18 protein-coding genes are annotated in these 21,103 nt (G+C 59.7%); 10 read left to right on the forward strand and 8 right to left on the reverse strand.

Annotated features, from left to right (window positions below; genetic code table 11):
* Window positions 1-55: 55 nt before the first annotated feature.
* On the forward strand, window positions 56-1,471 hold the full coding sequence (locus HB393_RS03075) for an ATP-binding protein (protein ID WP_213803698.1): 1,416 nt from the start codon (window positions 56-58) through the stop codon (window positions 1,469-1,471).
* 122 nt (window positions 1,472-1,593) lie between these two features.
* Here the strand turns inward: HB393_RS03075 and HB393_RS03080 are convergent, their stop codons facing one another.
* Window positions 1,594-3,255: an alpha-amylase family glycosyl hydrolase gene (locus HB393_RS03080; RefSeq protein ID WP_213803699.1), complete on the reverse strand. Its 1,662-nt coding sequence runs from the start codon at window positions 3,253-3,255 to the stop codon at window positions 1,594-1,596.
* 189 nt (window positions 3,256-3,444) lie between these two features.
* Between HB393_RS03080 and HB393_RS03085 the strand changes: the two genes are divergently transcribed.
* Window positions 3,445-4,383, forward strand: a complete 939-nt coding sequence (locus HB393_RS03085; RefSeq protein WP_213803700.1) for a DUF4105 domain-containing protein — start codon at window positions 3,445-3,447, stop codon at window positions 4,381-4,383.
* 520 nt (window positions 4,384-4,903) lie between these two features.
* On the opposite strand, the gene HB393_RS03090 is transcribed toward HB393_RS03085, so the two are convergent.
* The gene (locus HB393_RS03090) at window positions 4,904-5,626 is read right to left on the reverse strand and encodes a class I SAM-dependent methyltransferase (RefSeq protein ID WP_255550765.1); all 723 of its coding nucleotides are present in this window, start codon (window positions 5,624-5,626) and stop codon (window positions 4,904-4,906) included.
* A gap of 340 nt (window positions 5,627-5,966) precedes the next feature.
* Between HB393_RS03090 and HB393_RS03095 the strand changes: the two genes are divergently transcribed.
* Complete coding sequence (locus HB393_RS03095) at window positions 5,967-6,161, forward strand: hypothetical protein (protein ID WP_213803701.1); 195 nt, start codon at window positions 5,967-5,969, stop codon at window positions 6,159-6,161.
* Window positions 6,162-6,567: 406 nt separating this feature from the next.
* Here HB393_RS03095 and HB393_RS03100 read toward each other — a convergent pair whose 3' ends face one another.
* Window positions 6,568-6,969 carry a DUF1801 domain-containing protein gene (locus HB393_RS03100; protein ID WP_213803702.1) on the reverse strand — a complete coding sequence of 134 codons (402 nt, stop codon included), beginning with the start codon at window positions 6,967-6,969 and terminating at the stop codon, window positions 6,568-6,570.
* Window positions 6,970-7,038: 69 nt separating this feature from the next.
* Window positions 7,039-8,001 carry a helix-turn-helix domain-containing protein gene (locus tag HB393_RS03105; protein WP_213803703.1) on the reverse strand — a complete coding sequence of 321 codons (963 nt, stop codon included), beginning with the start codon at window positions 7,999-8,001 and terminating at the stop codon, window positions 7,039-7,041.
* Window positions 8,002-8,226: 225 nt separating this feature from the next.
* Here HB393_RS03105 and HB393_RS03110 point away from each other — a divergent pair, with 225 nt between their 5' ends.
* Together HB393_RS03110 and HB393_RS03115 are read left to right on the forward strand one after the other, a co-directional pair.
* Window positions 8,227-9,189, forward strand: coding sequence for an alpha/beta hydrolase (locus tag HB393_RS03110; protein WP_213803704.1), 963 nt, complete (start codon window positions 8,227-8,229; stop codon window positions 9,187-9,189).
* 175 nt (window positions 9,190-9,364) lie between these two features.
* Window positions 9,365-9,685, forward strand: coding sequence for a hypothetical protein (locus HB393_RS03115; RefSeq protein ID WP_213803705.1), 321 nt, complete (start codon window positions 9,365-9,367; stop codon window positions 9,683-9,685).
* A gap of 16 nt (window positions 9,686-9,701) precedes the next feature.
* On the opposite strand, the gene HB393_RS03120 is transcribed toward HB393_RS03115, so the two are convergent.
* From HB393_RS03120 to HB393_RS03135, 4 genes are all read right to left on the reverse strand, one after another.
* On the reverse strand, window positions 9,702-10,724 hold the full coding sequence (locus HB393_RS03120; RefSeq protein WP_213803706.1) for a VWA domain-containing protein: 1,023 nt from the start codon (window positions 10,722-10,724) through the stop codon (window positions 9,702-9,704).
* 23 nt (window positions 10,725-10,747) lie between these two features.
* Window positions 10,748-13,882, reverse strand: coding sequence for a hypothetical protein (locus HB393_RS03125; RefSeq protein ID WP_255550766.1), 3,135 nt, complete (start codon window positions 13,880-13,882; stop codon window positions 10,748-10,750).
* A 375-nt stretch (window positions 13,883-14,257) separates the two neighbouring features.
* Complete coding sequence (locus HB393_RS03130; protein WP_213803707.1) at window positions 14,258-15,553, reverse strand: amidase; 1,296 nt, start codon at window positions 15,551-15,553, stop codon at window positions 14,258-14,260.
* 4 nt (window positions 15,554-15,557) lie between these two features.
* Window positions 15,558-16,037, reverse strand: a complete 480-nt coding sequence (locus tag HB393_RS03135; RefSeq protein WP_213803708.1) for a RidA family protein — start codon at window positions 16,035-16,037, stop codon at window positions 15,558-15,560.
* A gap of 102 nt (window positions 16,038-16,139) precedes the next feature.
* Here HB393_RS03135 and HB393_RS03140 point away from each other — a divergent pair, with 102 nt between their 5' ends.
* From HB393_RS03140 to HB393_RS03160, 5 genes are all read left to right on the forward strand, one after another.
* Window positions 16,140-17,042, forward strand: coding sequence for a hypothetical protein (locus HB393_RS03140; RefSeq protein ID WP_213803709.1), 903 nt, complete (start codon window positions 16,140-16,142; stop codon window positions 17,040-17,042).
* 6 nt (window positions 17,043-17,048) lie between these two features.
* Window positions 17,049-17,546, forward strand: a complete 498-nt coding sequence (locus HB393_RS03145; protein WP_213803710.1) for a DUF2165 domain-containing protein — start codon at window positions 17,049-17,051, stop codon at window positions 17,544-17,546.
* A gap of 57 nt (window positions 17,547-17,603) precedes the next feature.
* A complete protein-coding gene (locus HB393_RS03150) occupies window positions 17,604-18,479 on the forward strand; it encodes a sugar phosphate isomerase/epimerase (RefSeq protein ID WP_213803711.1) in 876 nt (291 codons plus the stop codon).
* Between the two features lie 215 nt (window positions 18,480-18,694).
* Window positions 18,695-19,957, forward strand: a complete 1,263-nt coding sequence (gene tyrS, locus HB393_RS03155) for a tyrosine--tRNA ligase (protein WP_213803712.1) — start codon at window positions 18,695-18,697, stop codon at window positions 19,955-19,957.
* 222 nt (window positions 19,958-20,179) lie between these two features.
* Window positions 20,180-21,004, forward strand: coding sequence for a hypothetical protein (locus tag HB393_RS03160; protein WP_213803713.1), 825 nt, complete (start codon window positions 20,180-20,182; stop codon window positions 21,002-21,004).
* The last annotated feature ends 99 nt before the right edge of the window (window positions 21,005-21,103 follow it).

Consider the following 21,103-nt stretch of genomic DNA (forward strand, 5'->3'; position numbering starts at 1 on the left):
TTGGAGTCGCTCGGTCTACTATATGGGAGTGCGACGATCTCCTATACGAAGTGTAGTGCGTTACAGTGTTTCGACCGCTATAGTCGCTGCCATTGTAGCCGTGTACTTCCGGTGGCTGCATGTCAACGAGACGACTGTGGCGCTGTCGCTGCTGATCGCGATCCTGGTGGTGGCGGCGAACTGGGGCCTTCGCCAGTCGATCTATCTCTCGATTCTCTCCGCTGCTGCGTTCAACTTCTTCTTCCTTCCTCCTGTGATGACTTTTACGGTCGGTGATGGGCGGAATTGGGTGGCTCTGCTGGCGTTCCTGGTAACAGGCATCGTCGCCAGCCGATTGGCGGAGAGAGCGCGGACGCAGGCGAAGATCGCGCGTCGGCGGCAGAAGGAGGCGGAACGGCTGTATGAGTTCAGCCAGAAGATGCTGGTGACGGGAAACGTGATCGATCTGCTGAACCAGTTGCCGCAGATGATAGCGGCTAACTTCAACCTGAGTGGCGTTGCGTTGTACCTGCGGGAGAAGGACAGAGTTTACCGGTCTAGTCCGAGCTCCATGGACGTTACATCGGCGGAGCTGCGGGATGCGGCGTTTACGCGGGATCATCGGCGCGACGAGGCGCGAGGCGTAACGCTGGTGCCGATTCTACTGGGGATGAAGCCGATTGGAGCGCTTGGCATTACAGGTGAGGCGACTTCGCCTGAGGCTTTGGATGCTGTGTGCGGACTAGCGGCGATCGCTATCGAGCGTGCAGGAGCGATGGAGTCGCTGGCGAAGGTGGAAGCTTCGCGGGAGAGCGAGCGGTTGAGGAACGCGTTGCTGGACTCGGTTGCGCACGAGCTGCGGACTCCGCTGACCTCGATCACTGCGGCGATTACGAGTCTTCAGTCCAATCCGCTGCTGAACAGTGAGCAGAGCGCGGAGCTGATGACGGTGATCGAGGAAGAGGCAGGAAGGCTGGATCGTCTGATCGGACAGGCGATGGAGATGGCTGAGTTGGATGCTCATGCGATCAAGCTGGAGATGCGACCACACTCGATCCGAGAGGCTGTAGAGGTTGCGATGGAGGCTTTGACGGTTCAGCTTCGCGGACATCTGGTGGATGTTCGGTTGGCTGACTCGCTGCCGATGGTGGAGATGGATCTGGAGCGGATCGCGAAGGTGTTGCAACATCTGCTGGAGAATGCCGCGAAGTATTCAGCGGAAGAAGGTCCGATCTTCGTGAGCGCTGAGGTTGCGCGAGGACGTTTGATTACGAGCGTCGCGGATCGAGGCGTTGGAGTGGACGATCTGGAACGGATGATGATCTTCGATAAATTTTATCGAGGGCAAGGGCAGCGGTACCGGGTGCAGGGGACGGGGATGGGGCTGGCGATCGCCAAGGCGATTGTGGAGGCGCATGGCGGGGAGATGGAGGTGACGAGCCAGCCGGGGCAAGGGTCTGTGTTCTCGTTTTCCCTTCCGCTGCGGCGGTGAGTCGAGATGATGGCGGACGGCTAAAGAGAGGAAGACGGTCGTGCTTCGCACGATACCCCACCCTATTTGCGATGAGACTGCAAAAGGGTGGGGCACCCGCGGTTGTGCTGCTTCTATGGTTCTTACGGTTTGTTGGGTGGGTCTGGGATGTGTGGGTTTTTGAGGGCGATGAGGAGGCCTTCTCCGGCTTCGAGGATGGTGATGCCGCCTACGTCTGCGCCTTCCCCGTCGAGGATGGTAGTGAGGAGGATGTGGCCGGGCTCGCTGGTGACGCGCTTTATATCGTCGGTCAGGTTGAGGAAGATTTGAAACTGCTGGTCTCCGAGGATTCTGCGGTAGGAGAGGACTCCGGAGTTGGACTGGACGTAGCTGATGGCGCCTGCGTGCAGTGCAGGGTGTTGGCGACGCAGGGCTAACAGCTTGCGGTAGAGGTTCAGGATGGAGCGCGGTGCGTCCGGACTGGATTGGGCGGCGACGTTGCGCGTGGCTGCGCCTTCGTTGACGGGAAGCCAGGGTTGTCCTGAGGTGAATCCGGCAACGGGGGAGTTGTCCCAGAGCATGGGAGTACGTTCGGGGTCGCGTCCCATGCCGATGCCGGGTTGGTTGAGCTCGGCGGGATCGCGGACCTGATCGGGATGGATGGAGCCGTCGGTCATGCCGAGCTCGTCGCCGTAGTAGAGGGTGGGAGTGCCGCGCAGGGTGAGGAGGAGCATGGCGGCGACGCGTGCCTGGTACTCGCCGAGGCGCGTGGCGATGCGGGTCTGGTCGTGGTTGCCGAGGACCCAGTTGGGCCAGGCTCCGGTGGGGAGTTGGCCCTCGTACTCGCGGATGAGCTGGGCGATGCGATCGGCGTTCCACGGGGTTTGGATGAGGTGGAAGTTGAAGGGCATGTCCGCGCCGCGCAGATCAGCGGTGTTGGGGTCGAAGCCGTAGTAGGCGACCAGGTCGCGGAGGGGCAGATAGATCTCGCCGATGAGGACGGCGTCGCGATTGGGATAGGAGGCCATGACGGCGCGCATCTCGGCGACGACCTCGTGGGTCTCGGGGCGGTCCGCGGTGTAGAGAGGCAGCACGCGGCCGAAGGAGGATCCGCCGCCGGACCAGTCGGGGTTGAGCGGATTGTCGCGGAACTGATCGTCCTTGATGAGGAGCCAGAGGACGTCCATGCGGAAGCCGTCGACTCCGCGGTCGAGCCAGAAGCGCATCGCGGCGTAGATGGCTTTGCGGACCTCAGGGTTGCGCCAGTTGAGGTCTGGCTGCTGGCGGAGGAAGGAGTGGTAGTAGAACTGGCCGCGCTCGGGGTTGTAGGTCCAGGCGGGACCGCCGAAGTGGGACTGCCAGTTGTTGGGCGGACGTGACTCGGGAACTCCTGCGCCTGGAGCGGGGTCGCGCCAGAGATACCAATCTTGTTTCGGGTTGTCGCGGGAGATCTTGCTCTCGAGAAACCAGGGGTGTTGGTCGGAGGAGTGGTTGGGGACGAAGTCGAGGATGACGCGGAGGCCGCGTGTGTGGAGCGCGTCGATGAGGCGGATGAAGTCGGGGAGGGTGCCGAATATCGGATCGACGTTGCAGTAGTCGGCTACGTCGTAGCCGAAGTCGGCCATCGGCGAGGGGTAGAAGGGGGAGATCCAGACGGCTTCTACGCCGAGTGTGGCGAGGTAGTCGATGCGGCTAAGGATGCCGGGCAGATCGCCGATTCCGTCTCCGTTCGAGTCTTGGAAGGAGCGCGGGTAAATCTGGTAGATGGCCCCGTCCTGCCACCAGAGGCGGGCTGAAGTTTTCATAAATGCAGGTGTCTCCTGGGGGGTTGGATGCCTGGCGTGGCGTTTCGATTGGAGACGACGGAGGAAAAACGGAATGGCGAAGTTTTGCATCCAAACTTTTCGATGGATGGGTCCAGGTGTTCCCTTGATGGGTCTTTGGAGAGATTTTTCTGCTGGACGGTAGCAGTTGTGTTGGCGGTGATGGTTGCAATGCCGACGCAGAGGGCCTTTGCGGGCGTGATGGTTCTGGTGGGGGAGCCGTTCGGTCCGTTTGGGACGATGATGCCGGTGGGACATACGGCGGTGTATCTAGACCGGGTGTGTGCCGACGGTCCGCTGAAGCTGAGGCTGTGCGAGCCGGGTGAGCCGCAGGGCGTGGTGATTGCGCGATACCACCGGGTGGGGAAGATCGATTGGATCGCTTCGCCGGTGATGGAGTTTCTATATGCGTCGGAGCGGGCGGAGGATATTCCGACGTTCGTGACGCAGGACCTTGCGTGGGAGAGGCGGCAGCGGTATCGGCGACAGTATTTGAGCGAGATGGTTCCGGATGGGACGGAGAAGGATAAGCAGACGGACGAGTGGTGGGAGTCCGCGGGGGTGGCGTTCAACCGTAGAGTGTGGGGATATGGCCTGGAGACGAGCCGGGAGCAGGATGAGCGGTTCGTGGCGACGATGAACGCGCGGCCCAATGTGCATGCGTATGCGGTACGGAAGCGGAACTGCGCGAACTTCGCGGCGGATATGGTGAACCTGTACTTTCCGGGGACGGTGGAGGTGGATAAGTGGGCGGACTTTGGGTTGATGACTCCCAAGCAGGTGGCGCGCAGCGTGGCGGCGTATGGTGAGGCGCATCCAGAGGCGGGATTGCGGGTGGTGGAGGTGCCGCAGATTCCGGGGACGCTGCGGCGGAGCAGACCGGTGCGAGGGACGGCGGAGGCTGGACTGAAGACGAAGCGATATCTTGTGACGCTGCTGATGATCCAGCCGGAGGTAGTGGCGGGGTGCGCGATCGCGTATCTGAAGCATGGGCGGTGGAAGGTGGGCGACGGCGCGGTGGTGGCGGAGCCGGAGCTGTTCCAAGGCTCGATGCAGAGTGCAGCCGTGGGTGGGGCTGGGGTGGCCGGGGGCAGGGGTGCGCTGCGGTGATCTCCCGGTAGCGTGGTACGCGGTATGTATGTGGTTGACTGCATGACTCCCCCTCCCCCTTGACTGTGTGTAACGCGATTAGAATCAGTTGCTTGCGGGCCGTTTGGCGGGCTAGATTCCTGATAGTAAAGGGGTTACTTCCAAATATGTGTCTGCGAAGGAGTTAGTACCTCCTTCGCGTTGGTTCGCGTTGGTTAAACGATAAAGGCCCGGGTATCGGCGCCGGGCCCTTTGCTTGATGTCTGTTTTAATTTTAGTGGATTGGGTAAAACTAAAGTGCCACTTTCCCGGGGTTTATTTTTGCGGGGCTAAGTGTTTTTTTCGATGTGGGTTAGGGTGGGCGGAGCTTTGAGTTTTTCGCATGATGGGGCTTGACAGGATTTTGGAGGCAACGCTCGGCTGGCTTTCTTCCGGCCGGATGCAGCGACGAATTAGAAGCCGAGGTATGGAGTGTTTGTCGTTGAGCGCATCGGGCTGGCTATCCATTACTAAGATTTTGACTTCGGTTGTTCGTTATCTATCAAGATGTGAGATTCCATCTCGCCACAACAATCGGCTGGTAGTAGCCGCTCTTGTCTGGCATGAGCCACTGCACGTCTTTGAAGCCCGCAGACTCGAGTTCGTTTGACAGTTCGCTGCGCAGGATACATCGGTATTCAGAGACGAAATGATGTGTGGTCCAAGTGTGATTCGATTTTTCGGTGATGTAAAGGTGAACGATATATCTTGCGGGATCGATCCAATCCCAGACCTGGTGCACGATGCGCCGTTCTTCTGGGGCTCCATAAAACGCAGGCTGTTGCATGCCAGGTCTTTGATTGAGGAGTTCGTCATAGTCCCGGATGCTTGCGATGAACAGACCGTTTTGCCGGAGCTTAGAACCAATGACTCTGAGTGCGCGTTGAAGCTGCTCGTTGGATAAATGCGGTAGAGCGTTATCCATTGCAGCCACTACATCGAAGTTGTCTTCCGTAATCTCCAGCATCGATGTCATGTCTGATACGAAGAAGGAGATTTCCATGCCGCGAATTTTGGCTTCGTGTCTGGCGCGCATTACCGCCGCTTTGCTTAGATCCGATGCAGTCACCTTATGGCCAGACGTTGCGAATCCAATCGCTTGAGTCCCGATACCGCACGCGCAATCCAGAATTCTGAGAGGCCGGCCAGGGAGTTGAGCTCTCAATAAATGATCAAGAACTTTCGCTTGACGGTCGATCGCCCGATCCCAGTCTTCGAAGATCAAGTGGTAATGGGTCGCAAGCGATTCATAGAAGTCCAGAACTTTGTGATCCAGAATGCCTCCTGATGTTTCCTGCGTCCGAGAGACCTATTCGATGTGTTTCATCCTATCGTGATTGGCAGTTTGTCTCTCTTTCGGCGGCGCATGTCGAGGTTTGGGTCGGTCGCCAGCGATACCGGAAGTAGCACGGCTCAAGCTAAGTTAACGCATCGTCGCTGATGGGTCAGGTTGTTCGGTTAGGGAGACGTGCGTGGCCTCTTGTCCGCAATTGAATGCAGGGTGAGTCCCTGATGCTGTCGCTTAGTCGATCTCGAGAACGGGCCGGTGGGCGGCTGCAGACAGCGTGACAAGAAGCACCATCGCTCCTGCGATGATGAAGGTGCCCGATAAGCTCCACTTCAGCGCGATGCCGGCGGCTGCCAGCGAAAAGTCGCTTCTCGGAAGGGACGGTCTTATCAGCCGCGAAGCAGAGGCCAACATCGCCGCAGGCCGTCGACGACGAAGAATCCTTGGAGCAGGAGAAAAATTATCGGCGTGAGGCTGAAGGCCAGCATGAAGGCTATCGCCATTGTTGATGACCCATCATTCAGCTTGGGCCAGTCCATTCCAAGTGCGGCAGTGATGAAGAGTGCCACCAACACGAGGCTGAGTCCAAAGTGCCACGTAGCCGCTTGTGCACTCCAAGGGATGATCCGAATGGAGTAAAGGAATGCGAATAGGCAAAACCATGTGGCTACGCCAAAGCACAATATTCGATAAGAGATGAGGTAGGTTGTTTTCGGCAGCGTGAGGGTCAGTCCGGTTGAAAGATCGAGCCGTAAACCCAGACCTAAAATGAGGGCAACCGCTGCAATCGTTGCGAAAAGTGTCGGAAGGCGTAGCATTATAAACCTCCGTCGATCGTACTTCTCCAGAAGGTTACACCCCGTAACGGATTTTCTGAGCTAGCTGTTTTCGACGCGTGCTTTTATATCTGAGTATGCCGTATCGATGAGCTTGCTTAGGGCTGCGGTGTCGGTGGTTGTTTCGGGTTTCAACTTTACGTGGCGCATGAATTTACCGGTGCCTTGTAGTAGGTGGGCTGGGTCTGGCAGGGCTGCACCTTGAAAGAATCCTACGTTTACGTGCGAGGTGAATACGTTGACGTAGCCGAAGGGCACGTCTCCCAGGCATGCGACTGGGCAGCCGTCGTGCAGGAGCTCGCGGACTTCGTCTCCGCATCTTCGCATCGCTTCGAACCAGTGGTGCGCGATGGCTCCTAGTTCCTCTGCGTGGGCTTTCATCCATGCGTCGATAGCGGGGTCGCGCTCGACGGCGCCGTTGAATCGCAGCAGTTCCGTTTTCATCGTGGCTACGTCTTTCTATTTTTCTGCTTGTTTGAGTTTCTTAGCGACCTGGTTTTTGTACGGATTTTTTTATGGGGTTTTGAGTAGGGTTCGCTGGCTCCAGGGAGCGACACTTTCTTCGTACTCCATGGGGTCGCCGAAGCCTTCGCTTTGGACGCCGAGTTGGCGTAGGACGTCCAAAGCCATCAGCCGGCGATGGGCGTTGAATGTCATGATGTGGGCGAAGACGCCGCCGAAGGTGAAGGTCTCGGCGGGTTCGCAGAGGGCGTCGACGAAGGTATCGTCCCAGGCGGAGCGGTTTCGGACGTTGGTGAAGATGCGATGCATCTCGGTGTCGGTCTTTTCGAGGCGCTGCAGCATCGCTTGCGGTGTGCGCTGCGACGCAGGAGGGCCGTTGATATCCATGTCTGCTCCGGAGAGTGCGGCGGTCCAGACTTCTTTGGTGAAGATGATGTTTTCTAAGAGATGCCTTAGAGTTTTATTTGATTCGCGCCAGGGCAGCAGCTCTACGACCGTGGGTAGGGGCCGATCCAGTTGTTCGTCGGTTAAGGTACTCGCGTATTCCAGGAGTTGCCGCGTGTGCCAGGAGTCATTGCCTGCAAAACGATCGAATAGGTCCATGTCGCTTTCTCCTTTTGTACTTGATGAACTCGGGGCAAAAAAATGAATCTTGTTGGGCGCGGGTAAGTGAAAGTGCGGATCGCGCATGCGCCGGTAGAGGCTGGGAGAGATTCGAAAGGCTTTGCGGAAGGCGCGCGTGAACGCTTCTAATGAACCGTAGTTGGCGTCCAGGGCGACGTCTGTGACCGACACTTCGGTGTGCGTCAGTTGATAGGCTGCTCTTTCCATCAGCAGCCGACGCCGCATGCTTGCTGGGGTTTCTTCGACTATGGTTCGGAATAATCTGTGGAATTGCGTGCGGCTTTGGTATGCCTGACGCGCCAGATCCTGCGTCTTCACTGGAGTGTCCAGCGAGTTCGTCACAATTGCGGAGAGGCGGTCTGCGGTGGGATGACGATCCGCTTTATCCATGCGTCCGGTTCCTCTTGTTTGAAGGAATCATAGACAAAAGAGGGCTGCATCTGCCTGATCCTTCGTACGAATCTGCAATTTGTGGTTCTTCCATGGCGATCTTTTCATCTAGATCTATGAGACAGGGTAAAGAGGAAGGAATAGACCACGGTTCCCCTTGTTTTCTTTGCGACGGGAACGTTTATTCAAGAGATTCACGGTGGACTGTGGGAAAGACGGAATTTAATGTCGAGAAAATTTATAGCGGCGTTCGTGTTTTTAATGATTGGTTCGGTTGGATTTGCAGCGTGGAGGTCTACGCCGGAGCGCAGTGCTTCGTTTATTCCAAGTACGCCGCAGCTTGCTGTGGGAGAGCATAACGCTGAGCTTCATGGGTTGAAGTTTCATTATTATGTGGCTGGGCATGGTCCGCTGCTGGTAGTGCAGGCGCCGGGGTGGGGGATTGGGTCGCCGTATTTGCAGAATGGTCTTGCGCCGCTGGAGAAGCGGTTTACGCTGCTGTTTTACGATCCGCGGGGGAGCGGGGAGTCGAGCCGTCCCGCGGAGCAGACGCAGATGAGCACCTCCGACATGGCGGACGATCTGGAGCAATTGCGGGTGTACTGGGGGCTGAATTCACTGGATCTGATCGGGCACTCGCAGGGCGGATCGATCGCGGTGGAGTATGCGGCGCGTTATCCGACGCGGGTGCGGAAGCTGGCGTTGGTAGAGAGCTCTCTGGCGGGGTTCGATTCTTCGGCTGCGTTCAAGAAGTTTCTGGATGCGCGGCGGGACGATCCCCGGTACAAGAGTTCGGTGGCGCGGCTGAAGGATAGCTTCCAGACGGATGAGGAGTTCAAGCGGTACTTCGAGGATGTGCTGCCGTTTTATTTGTACAATCCCGCGAAGAGCATGCCGAAGCTGCAGAAGACGATTACGAATACGCCTTCGGTGTGGGCGTACTTCGGTCTGCGTAACTCGAATAGTTTGCACCCGATCAAGCAGGAGGATGAGCTGTCGAAGGTGCAGGCGACGACGGTGATTCTGACGGGAAGTGCCGATCCTTTCTCTCCGGCGGTGGTTTCGGAGCGGCTGCATGCGGGGATTCCGCAGTCGGAGATGGTGGTGCTGGAGAATTCGGGGCAGTTTCCGTGGGTGGAGCAGCCGGCGCGATTCTTCGACAGCATCGCTCATTTTTTCGAGGAGTAGGGAGAATCGCTGGGGCCGAGGAATCACTTGGGGCCTGGAACTCATCGAATTCAATGTAAATGGAGCGCCCTATGGCCGCCGGTGAGGTAGGTCGATTTGGTCCGGCCCCCAAAGACCCATAAGGCTCGATCCGATTATGTGGCGTTTGTTGGCGGGGCGCTCCCTGAGGTGATGTATGCGGCAGGAGAGTTATACGTGTGATGTGTGCGGCGGAATCAAGGGTGCAGGGAACCGCTGGCTGATGGGCTGGGTGGTTCGAGGCGGATTTGCGCTGGTGGACTGGGGTTTTGCGGCGGATGGCGTGGAGCGGGTGTATCACTTCTGCTCGGAGGCGTGTGCGCTGGCGGAGCAGAGTCATCATCTGCGGCGAGACCGTAGGCTCGAAGAGGTCCGCCAGTCTGAGGTCATGCAACCGCGGGTAAGGTCGGCGGAGGGTAAGCCGCCGGCGGTGGCGGAGATTCGGATGATGCCGGTGGGAACGTTTCGTTCGATTTAAACGCCGCCTGACCGGGTCAGGGCTGGTTGAGTAGGCGATATCCTACGCGCGTGCGCAGGTGGTATTTTTGCAGATTTTTTCCGGCCAGCTTTACGTTGATCGCACGCCATCCGCGGTTGGGGTTTGGTTGGGGGTAGTAGCTCAGCGTGTAGAGGTGGGCGAGGTCGTCGCGGATGGAGGCGAAGGCCTGTTTTTGATCGCGCCAGTTGCGGGAGAAGTAGGCTTTGCCGCCGGTGGCTTTGCTGACGCGCTCGAAGACGGCGGAGGAGATGGGCTCTTTCTGCGCCTCCTGGGTGCTGATCATGTAGATGATGGTGCCGGTGGATTGGGCCAGTTCGGCTACGTCTTCGGGAGGGACGAGGCTGGCGTTGTCGGGGCCGTTGGAGAAGACGACGATGGCCTTGCGGCCGGTGAGATGGGCGGCGTCTTTTACGGTGAGCAGGAGGCAGTTGTAGAGGGCTTCGTCGTCTCCGGCTACGGTGCTGCGAACGCTGCGGAGGATCTTGGAGCGGTCGGAGGTGAGGGTGGCGACGCGGGAGAGATTTCGGCTATAGGAGTAGAGGGCGACCTGGTTGACGCCTTCGAGGGAGCGGACGAAGTCGGCGATGGCGTCCTGGGCGAAGACGAACTCTTTGTACATGTAGTTGCTGGTATCGAAGAGGATGAAGACGTTGGCACCGGCGTATTGCGAGGTGGGGATTCTGACCGGATCGGAGGAGGCGGAGTCCGGTTTGCCGGGGTCGGCGGGTACGGAGTTGTCAGAGGTGGACTCGGACATGATGAGGCGGCGGGTGGGTTCGCTGCCTTCGTCGAAGGTGGAGATCTTCTCGGAGATGTTGTCTTCGGTGACGACGAAGTCCTCGGGACGGAGGCCGCTTACGTAGTTTCCGTTGCGGTCGGTGACGGCTACGTTGACTTGTACCAGGACGACGTTGACGTGGATGCGGGACGCGTCTTCCTGGGCCGATGCTGCGGTTCCACCTGAGGAGATAGGGAGCGAAATCAAACATAGAAGCAAGAGGTGATATTGCTTTGCCATGATCCTCCTTAGCGCACGTCTGGTTATTTTTCCGGCCGCTCTGCCGCCGGGGGTTCGGTTCGAGAGATTGTCGTATTCGAGAGAGGAAGCGCGGCGACCTTGCCCTGGCGAAGCTCCTGTCCGGTCTCCTGCATGGCGCGGAGCATGGCTGGCCAGTCCTCCAGTTCGGTGGCGAAGATCTTGGCGGTCATGCGGAGGGTGAGCTCGGGCACGAGGCGGTTGAGCATGACGGGTGGATAGCCGAGCTCGTCGGCGAGGCGGGCCCAGTAGAGGTTTCCGGACTCCCACGATTCGCCGAAGAGGCGGCTGGAGTAGCCGCCGAAGAAGGGGACGGGTTCCATGTTGAGCAGCTCGCGGGCGTTGGTTCGGGCGAGGGTTGGATGGGGGACGCCGAAGTCCCGGGAGAGGCGATTCCAGCCGACCTCGGCGGGGTAGCGTTGGGAGAGGGTGTCCAACTCCAGGCCGGGCTTTCCGAGGGAGGCGTTTTCGGTAGGGAACCGCTGGCGAAACTCTACGGCGAGGTAGAAGGTCTCGGCGGGCATCATGCGGGGGAGCATAACGGCTGGCGCTTCTCCGCGCTGGAGGGATTGCGAGATGCGGTCCAGGCGTTGGGGGGCCATGCGGTCGGAGAGGATGTCGATTACTTTCTCACGCAGCGGCGGGTCTTTGACGGCTGCGATCAAGAGTTCTTCGCCGCCCTTTTGGTAGAGGGCCACGGCACGTAGCTCGTTGGGGCTTACTGTCCACCATCGGGGGAGGGTGGCGCTGACCAATAAGGCGGGGGCGAGCTCTTTCCAGATGAGAGCCTGTACGTTTTCTGGGGCGATGAAGTCCTGCTCGGTCATGGCCAAGGCGTAGGAGAGGTCTGCCAGAGAGCCCATGAGGTAGGCGCCGCCTCCGGCTGGGGTTCCTACTCCCATCAGGACTGGAGCGCGCCAGGGGCGATCCGCGCCGATGATGGACATTCCGGAGAAGTCGTGGGAGCGGACGAAGAGAGGATTGTTGTGAAGCACCTGCGCGCCGGGTGGTTCGTAGTAGGCGTAGTTGAGGCCTACTAGGGTGTCCCTGAGGAAGGGGATTAGCAGGCCGCGAGCGGAGTCCAACTGCGAACGCGAGGCGGATCCTTTGATCACCTTGGTGAGGTCGGTCTTGACCTGCAGCTCGGCATGGTGGCTGCTGTAGACCTTGGGGGCCCAGCTAATCTTCTCGCTCTTGGTGAAGATGGGGCGAGGCATCTCAAACTCGTGCAACTCCGCGGCGAGGGCGAGCAGCCTCTCGCTGGTGGCTCCGCCGGGCTTCATCTCCTTGAGCCCGTCGCTGAGGGCGAAGAGGGTGTCGAGGGTGGCGAGGCGCTGGTCGTTGAGGACGGAGCGTATCTTGACGGCCATCTCCTGATGAATGCGTTGTCCGTCTGGGGTGTCTTGCGGAGGGCTGGCGAGGAGGTCGACGATCTCGTCCTGAGAGCGGTTCGGCTTTCCGCTGGAGGCGAGAAGGATCTCTCCGAGAGAGGCGTGGACGGCGTCGAAGAGCTGCGTGGGGGATGAGATGCGGGCGAAGGGCTCCATCATCTTCTGCCAGGAGGCGTTGATCTGGGCGCTGGGGATTTCCCCTTGCCGGGCGAGGATCTGCCAGAGGCCTACGTTGGCCTGGAAGGTGCCGAGGGCGTTTCCGCGCAGGGCCAGGTTGGAGATCCCCTCCATCGAGGAGGCCAGGGTCAGGAAGCGGGAGATGGAGGCGTCATTCAGGTCGGGGAACTCGGAGAAGACGAGATACCAGTCTCCGAACTCGGAGAACTTATTGGCGAGCAGGCGGACTGTCTCGGCGGAGAGGCGATTTTCGGGGGAGCGTTCCTTATCGAGCTCGCTGAGAGTGAGATAGATCCGGACCGGTCCGCTCTCGTTCTCTACGCGGGAGAGGGCGGTCATGCCTTCGAGGAGCTGCTCGGGTTGGTTCCAGGAGCGGGCGCGCTTGGCCCAGTCATGAACGGTCTTGGAGTTGGACTTCTGCTGGAAGATGTCTTTCCAGACCTCCAGACCTCCGGGGACGCGAAGCTCGCCGTCGGGCTGCCACTCGAGGCGGGTGAAGAGGACGAGGAGGTCGGGGGCTTTGCGAAAGACTCCCCGGGTCGCGGTCAGATCGAGGTCGGGGTCGCGGAAGGCTTCATAGAGATGCTTCAGGCGCGGCCCCTCGGTGAGGTGCACCTGTTGCTTGCGATTGACGCGGGCCAGTACGTCGAAGTATGCGGCGAGCCAGCCGACGTCCTTGGCGAGCAGGTGGGTGACGAAGTCTCCCGGGGCGTCGGGGCTGGCGCCTACGAGGTCTTTCCAGGCGGCGTCGGTGGCGGGTGCTCCGGGAGTGATGACGCGGCCTGAGCGGATGCAGATCTGGCTTCCGTAGAAGTCGAGGGTGGGGGCGAAGGGAAGCAGTTTTCTGAGCCCCACGGAACGCTGCAGGGCGACCGAGGTCTCGGCGTCGTTCTTCGTCAAGGCCCAGTAGAGGCGGGCGATGGAAGGGTTGCTTAAGAGGATGTCCAGGAGATTGCCGAAGGTTCGCCTTTCGCCTGCGTTGAGGGAGACCCAATCGCTCTCGCGATAGAGGGCCGGGACCTGGGTGGCGGGGTAGGGATAGGTGAAGGGGGTTCCTGACTGGAGGGCCTCTTCGAGCTCGGTGAGGGGGAAGCCGGAGTCGATGGTGAGGAACGCCCGCTCGGGGTTTGCTGTTTCGAGGAGGACGTTTTTCTGGCCGCAGCCTTGACGTAGGCGATAGCCGAGAATCTGCACCAGGGTTCCGGCGTCGTCGCAACTGGCGACTCGGATTGTGTTGTTGGAGCCGGCGAGGATCTGGAGTTCGCGGGCCTGATGGACGTAGCGGTCCAGGAGGATGAGGTATTCGGTGGGGACGCCGCCGCGATAGCCCTGCATGTAGATGTTTCGAGCCAGCAGGGGAAGGACGTCTTCCGGCGAGACCTTCTGGCTGATGCTGGCGAGGCGCATGAAGGAGCGGAGCGGACCTGGGATGGTGACGGTCGCGATGGGGGGAGAGCTGGTGTCGGCTCTGGCCGTTGACTGCGCGGTCTGGGCCGCATCGAAAGGTACGCAAAGGCAAAGGAATAGGAGGACTTCCAGAAGAACAGCGAACGGACGAAGAAGACACTTCATCACAGAACACTCCTTCAAACCCTTCCTCCACCGCAGGAGCATCCCCGCGGTTGAAGCAGGTCGCATCCCAAGGTGAAGCCGTGGGATTTTCGTACCGCAAATCCAGCATGTCCGTGCTTTGGGCCCGGCTAGCCGTTCTATGTCAATCCTTAGCCTTCTCGGGACAAGATGCGTTGGGTCACGTAGTGCGCATTTCAGAGTTCCCTGGAGACCAGTCCCGCCCTGGTTAAAATCCCCCATCCACTCGGCCGGGAGCCAATACTCTACTCCCGCTTTGTGTGGAATTGCTAGATAAGAGTGAAGGAGGGCGAGAAAATTTTAGAGAGGTGGGTGTCGGGATGTCTTGCGGATTTGTTGTTGGGCTGCCAAGTCCTGCTAGTGGAGGAATTGGGTGGCGGCGTAGCGGAGGAGCGCGGCATCTCGGTTGCGGGCGGCTACGAGCTGGAGGCCGGCTCCTCCGGGGTGAGGGAGAGTGACGGCTGGAGCTCCGGCGAGGGAGATGGAGGTGGTGTAGCGGAGGATGTTGCGGCGGGTTTGGGTGTGGTCTTCAGTGGCGCGGAGCTGGCGCATGGGGGCGCAGGGGAGAAGGAGGAGGTCGTGTTGGGTGAGGATTGTGTCCATGGCTGCACGGAAGGAGGCGTGTCGCTGACGGAGGGCAGCGATGGCTTCGGGGGTGAAGGTTTCGCCCCAGGTGAGGCGCTCGGCGATGCTGGGCTCGAAGACGGCGAAGTTCGGGGAGCCGAAGGCGGATAGCTTCTGGCGTTGGATGGCGGCGGCTTCGTGGGCCTGGATGGGGGCGAAGATGTCCATGGCTTCGGACCAGAAGGCGGTGTCGATCTCGTGGAGTGTGGCTCCGGAGCGACGCAGGGTCTCTTGCTGGGTGGCGTAGGCGGCGAGGACCTCGGGTTCGCAGTCGTGGAGGAAGGATTGAGGGACTGTGGCGATGGTGGGGTTGGTGATGGGCGCGTCGGGAGGAGCGAGGTGGAAGATGGCCTCGGCGAGGATGGGTCCGTCGCGGAGATCGCGGAAGAGGAGACCGAGGGTGTCGAAGGAGGGAGCGAGATGGACGGCTCCGCGCCAGTCTCCGATGCCGATGGAGGCCCGGTATCCGGCGAGGCCGCAGAGGGCTGCCGGGACACGGATGGAGCCTCCGGTGTCGGTGCCGATGGCGGCTAAGGCGGAGCCTTCCTGAACGCTGGCTACCGCTCCGCTGGAGGAGCCTCCGGTGAGGAGGTCTGGATCCGCGGGTTGGAGGCAGTCGCCGAAGTCGGCGTTCTGACCGGTGATTCCGTAGGCGAGCTGGTGCATGTGGGTCTTGCCGGTGATGATTGCTCCGGCTTGCTTGAGCTGCGATGCGAGCCAGGAGTCTTCGAGGGCGGGAGTGTTGTGGTCGGCGTAGAAGCGGGAGCCGCAGGAGGTGGTGTAGCCGCGGAGGTCGAAGCAGTCTTTGAGGGAGATCGGGATGCCGTAGAGCGGCGGGCGGAGGTTGGAGGTCGTTCGGGTTGCAGCTTTCGCTTCTGTTGTTACTCGTGCAGAGTCCTGGGTGAGGTAGACGTTTTGGCTGGCGTTGGTGTTGGAGCGGGTGAGGGCTTCGGCTGCGACTCGTTCGGGGGTGATGTCGCCTGAGGCCAGACGTTGTTGGAGCAGGCTCAGAGGCGAGGGGTTTTGCATCGGCTCATTTTATGTCTTGTATGGCTTCATTTTTTAGCAGTACGGTCATTTGCAGTTCGACGAGGGCGTTGCGGGGCAGGGCGTTGACTCCGACGGCGGCGCGGACGTGGCGGCCAGCGTCTCCGAAGATCTCGACGAGGAGGTCGGAGGCTCCGTTGATGACTTTGGGGGAGTCGGGGAAGCCGGCGATGCAGTTGACGTAGCCGTTGACGGAGAGGATGGAGTCGACATTTTCGAGGGTGCCGGCTTCGCGCTGGATGACGGCGAGCTGGGTGAGGGCGCAGGCGCGGGCGGCTGTGTAGCCTTCTTCGATAGTTTGATCAATGCCTACGGTTCCGGTGATGACTCCGTCGGTGTTGGTGGAGACGACGCCGGAGAGATAGAGCATGGAGCCGATACGTTTGGCGGAGAGGTAGTTCCCTCCGGCGGTGGGAGGCGGGGGAAGAATTACTCCGGCTGCGGTGAGCCGTTCGGCGATGGACATGATGGGAAGAGGCTTTCTTATGGTTGAACTTATTTTGATCGTAGCGCGATGAGTAGGATTTCGCATATCGCCGAGTGTGAAGATATCGTTAGGATTATGCGTATGAAGCGAGCCAAACTGATTGGTGTGGTTGCACTTGGTGCGGTACTGGGATGCGGGTTGTTCTCGGTTTCGCGTGTGTCGAAGGTTGCGGCCGCGGAGGGTGGCTCTCTGCTGCATGCAACGCGAGAGAGCCGTACCGACCTGGAGGTGAGCTGGCCAGCGTCGAGCGGTTCGGCTGCCGTGCATGGATTTGTAACTTATAAAGATCTTTTGGGGCTGCCGCAGGTTACGGCGACGAAGGATGAGAACGTCACGGTGTTGTGGCATACGACCGGCGTGAAGGTGACCGGCGTCGCGGTGGAGGATTTGGAGCGCAGGCTGAAGGTTCCAGCAGGTGAAGACCTGCTGATGGCGCGATGCACGGATGGGTACGTGGGGATGCTGCCGGCGGCTTATGTGGCGGCGCATCGGCCGATCCTGGTGTTGGCGATCGACGGCGTGCCTTTGGGGGAGTGGGCGCGGAAGGCGGGAAAGATGGATCTGGGACCGTACATGATCAGCTATGCGGATTTTGTGCCGACTGGGCAGGTTCTTGCGCACAAGGAGAATGCGCAGATTCCGTTCGGGGTGGTGGAGCTGGAGTTCAAGAGGAGTCAGGCTGTGTTTGGGCCGATTACTCCTGCGGCTAAGTTTGGAGAGGGCTCGCCGGAGCGCGCCGGGTTCGCGATTGCGAAGCAGAACTGCATGCGCTGCCATAACGCGGGGCCGTATGGAGGCATCAAGGCGGGTTGGTCGTGGGAGACGCTGACGCTGGTGGCGAAGACGGATGGCGCGACCTTCACAAAGTATGTCCACGATCCGGTGAGCGTGAATGCGAAGGCGCAGATGCCGGGCAACCCGAAGTATGACGATGAGACTGTGGCCGCGCTGCGGGCTTACTTTGCCAGTCTGGCGAAGGAGTAGAGCGGCATGATGACTCGGGTTTCGAAGTGCTTGCTGCTGCTGGCGGTGGGTTTCTACTCTCTCCTGGTGGTGTTCAACAATACTACGGACTACGGCTCGAACTACCAGTTTGTGCACCATGTGCTGATGATGGACTCGACGTTTCCGGGGAACTCGGGGATGTGGAGAGCGATCAACTCGACGTGGGTGCATCATGCGTTCTACGACTCGATTATTGCGTGGGAGATTTTGACGACGGTGCTTGCGGTGTGGGGCGCGGCGCGGCTGGCGGTGAAGCTGCGTGCTCCGGCGGCGGAGTTCAATGTGGCGAAGCGGATGGGGATCGCGGCGCTGACGCTGAGTCTGCTGATGTGGCTGGGAGCGTTTTTGAGCGTGGGGGCGGAGTGGTTCCTGATGTGGCAGTCGAAGATGTGGAACGGGCAGGAGGCTGCTGGGCGGATGTTCGACGTGGTGGGGGTGGTGCTGATCTATCTCGCCATGGCGGACCGCGAGGAGCAGGCCTGAGAGTGGTCTGACCGAGAGCCTTGCCTGTGGTTGGGTGGTTCGCGTAGCATCCTGCGCATGAAGAAAACCTTGTCTCGACGCGATTTTGTTCGCTCCGGTGCGCTGCTTGCCGCCGCAGCTTCTGCTCCTTCTGCTGCTTTTGCCTCTGCTGCACCTGTCGCTGAACCGGGCCCGGTGCAGGCTTCGCCGTTCAAGCTGGGTGTGGCGAGCTACACCTTCCGCAGCTTTACGCGGGATAAGTTGATCGAGAATCTGAAGCAGTTGAAGATCAGCACGGTGAATTGCAAGGATATTAAGGACCATCTGCCGTTCGCCGCGGCGGATGAAGCTGTGGCGGTCGAGGCTTATAAGGCTGCCGGGATCAAGATTACCGCTGGCGGGACGGTTACCTTCAACAAGGACGAGGATGAGGATATTCGGGCTAAGTTCGATTACCTGAAGCGGGCTGGGATCGCAGTGGTGGTCGCGGGTGGGCCGACTCCGGCGATTATGAAGCGGATCGAGAAGTTCGTGAAGGAGTACGACATCAAGTTTGCGCTGCATAACCATGGGCCGGAGGATCCGATGTGGCATTCGCCCCTGGATGTGCTGAAGGTGGTGAAGGATATGGACCCGCGGATGGGATGCTGCATCGACGTGGGCCACTGCGCGCGGGCGGGAGTCAATCCGGTGGATGCGATCAAGGAGGTTGGGCCACGGGTGTTCGACCTGCATGTGAAGGATCTGGCGAACTACCAGAGCCGGGATAGCCAGGTAGATGTTGGCGACGGCATTCTTCCCTTTAAGGGGATCTTTGAGGCTCTGCTGGCGATTCAGTACAAGGGGTATGTGGATCTGGAGTATGAGATTCATGCGGATGACCCGATGCCCGGGGTAATCAAGAGCTTTGCGTATATGCGTGGGGTTTTGGCGGGGATGGGTTATAAGGCTTAGCTTTTGCTCCTTCTGGGGGCCTCCACCCCGGTGTTCTTCGGCATCCGGAGAGATGAGGTCGGGATAAGAGGGCGGTCGTGCTTCGCACGATACCCCACCCTATTTGCGGTGAGACTGCAAAAAGGGTGGGGCACCCGGATTTGTGCTGCTTCCGGATGTAGGAGTGGAATTTATACTGGACGGATATGTCCGCTTCCTTGTCTGAGAATGAGAATATGTCCGTTTTTTTTCCGTCGCTTGAAGAGCAGCTTGATCTGATTACGAAGGGCGCCGCGGAGATTTTGCCGCTGGAGGCGCTGAAGGAGCGCATTACGCGGTCGATTTCGACCGGGGTGCCGATGCGGATCAAGGCGGGGTTCGATCCTACGGCTCCGGATCTGCACCTGGGGCATACGGTTTTGATTCGGAAGCTGCGGCACTTTCAGCAGTTGGGGCATGTGGTCATCTTCCTGATCGGGGATTCGACGGCGCTGATCGGCGATCCTACGGGGCGTAATGTGACGCGTAAGCCACTGACGCGGGAGGAGATCGCGGCGAATGCGGAAACCTATAAGGAGCAGGTGTTCAAGATCCTTGACCCGGTGCTGACCGAGGTTCGGTACAACTCGGAGTGGCTGGATACGTTGGGCTACTACGACATGGTCAAGCTGATGGCGCAGTTTACGGTGTCGCAGATGCTGGAGCGGGAGGACTTTCACAAGCGGTTCAATGAGGAGCAGCCGATCGCTCTGCATGAGCTGATCTATCCGATTGCGCAGGGGTATGACTCGGTGGCGCTGAAGTGCGATGTGGAGCTGGGGGGGACGGACCAGAAGTTCAACCTGATGCGTGGGAGGGATCTGCAGAAGCACTTCGGACAGCCGCAGCAGAGCATTCTGATGATGCCGATTATTGAGGGTTTGGATGGCGTGCAGAAGATGTCCAAGTCTCTGGGGAATGCGATCGGGATCAAGGAGTCGCCGGCGGAGATGTATGGGAAGCTGATGTCGATCTCGGACGAGCTGATGTGGAAGTACTGGGTGTTTTTGACGGACTTGCGGGGCAGCGAGATCGAGCAGATGAAGGCGGACGTGGCAAGTGGCGCTTTGCATCCGATGCTGGCGAAGAAGAATCTGGCGCGGGTGATTACGGCGGACTTCCACTCGGAGGAGCTGGCGGAGGTGGCGGCGGAGAGCTGGGCTACGCAGTTTCAGCAGCGTGGCGTGAGCGAGGATGTGCCGGTGGTGCGGGTGTCCTGGGACGAAGACGGGTTGGTCGATGTGCTTGGGGACCTGGGTGGTGGTGTTCGAATGGCGAAGCTGCTGCACTTCGCGGGCCTGGCCGCGTCGACGGGAGAGGCGACACGCAAGATCGCGGAGAACGCTGTGAGTATCAATGGGGAGAAGATCAGCAGCCGTATCGTTTCGAAGCATCAGCTTGGAGACTCTCCGATCCTTCGGTTGGGGAAGAAGAGTGTTCGGGTGGAGTGGGTTGGGTAGTTCGAGGTTGAGGAAGACGGTTGTGCTTGCGCACGATACTCCACTCTATTGCGGTTAGGCTGCAAAAGGCGGTGCACCGCATTGGTGGCGGGTTTGTCGGGTAAGTGACGCAGGGGCGTGGGATAGGGGCATTAGCCAACCCTTCTTTTATTGGCGGGCGTCTCATTAATTGAGGTGTGCACGGTGATGAAAGCGAAAGCCTCTTTTGCAAGTAAATTTTGGGTGGGAGTGTTGGTTTTCTCGCTCTGCGCGTTGGCTGCGCGAGCGCAACAACAGGAATCGCAGGATGCGAAGGCGCAGGAGATGGTGCGGGTCGCAATGAAGACGGAGCTGGATGCGAGCCGGGACGACCACTCGCACTGGGAGTACAAGGACACGTACCGCAATGCGGAGGGTGAGTCGATCTTTCGGGTGGTGGAGACGGCGAAGGGTGCGCTGAAGAAAAAGATCGAACACAATGGGCGTTCGCTGAACGATGCGGAGTTGAAGCAAGAGGATGCGAGGATCGAGACGTTTGTGCACGATCCGGCGCAGCAGGCGAAGCAGCGGAAGGATGGAGCCCAGGATGATAAGCGGGCGGAGGATTTGTTGCGGATGCTGCCGGACGCCTTTCTGTGGAAAGTGGTGAATGACTCCGGGGAGGCGGTGACGCTGGGGTTTGTGCCGAATCCGGAGTTCAATCCGCCGACGATGGAGTCGCGAGTGTTTGCGTCGATGGCGGGAGAGATTGTCGTAGATAAGGACCAGCACCGGATTCAGACGATCAAGGGCAAGCTGACGGACGATGTGAAGTTCGGGTTTGGGCTGTTTGGCCGGATGAAGAAGGGTGGGACGTTCGAGATCGAGCGACGGGAGTTGGCTCCGAAGATCTGGCAGATTACGGAGTCGCATGTGCACATCGAGGGAAAGGCGCTGCTGTTCAAGACGATTGGAGAGCAGGAGGACGATGTGAAGAGCGAGTTCCGGAGGACTCCGGCGGAGACTACGCTCGAGCAGGCGGCGGAGAAGCTGAAGGGTGAGCCGGTTTCTTTGAGTGCTCGGCGGTGATGGTTGAAGCTAGGCTTCGTTGGCTGGCTTCATCGATTGGGGCCGGTTTGGAATAGTTGAGATCCCACCCTTCGCAAGGCGCGAAGGATGAGGCGCCCG

This window comes from Granulicella sp. dw_53, assembly GCF_018449545.1.
Classification (GTDB): Bacteria; Acidobacteriota; Terriglobia; order Terriglobales; family Acidobacteriaceae; genus Edaphobacter.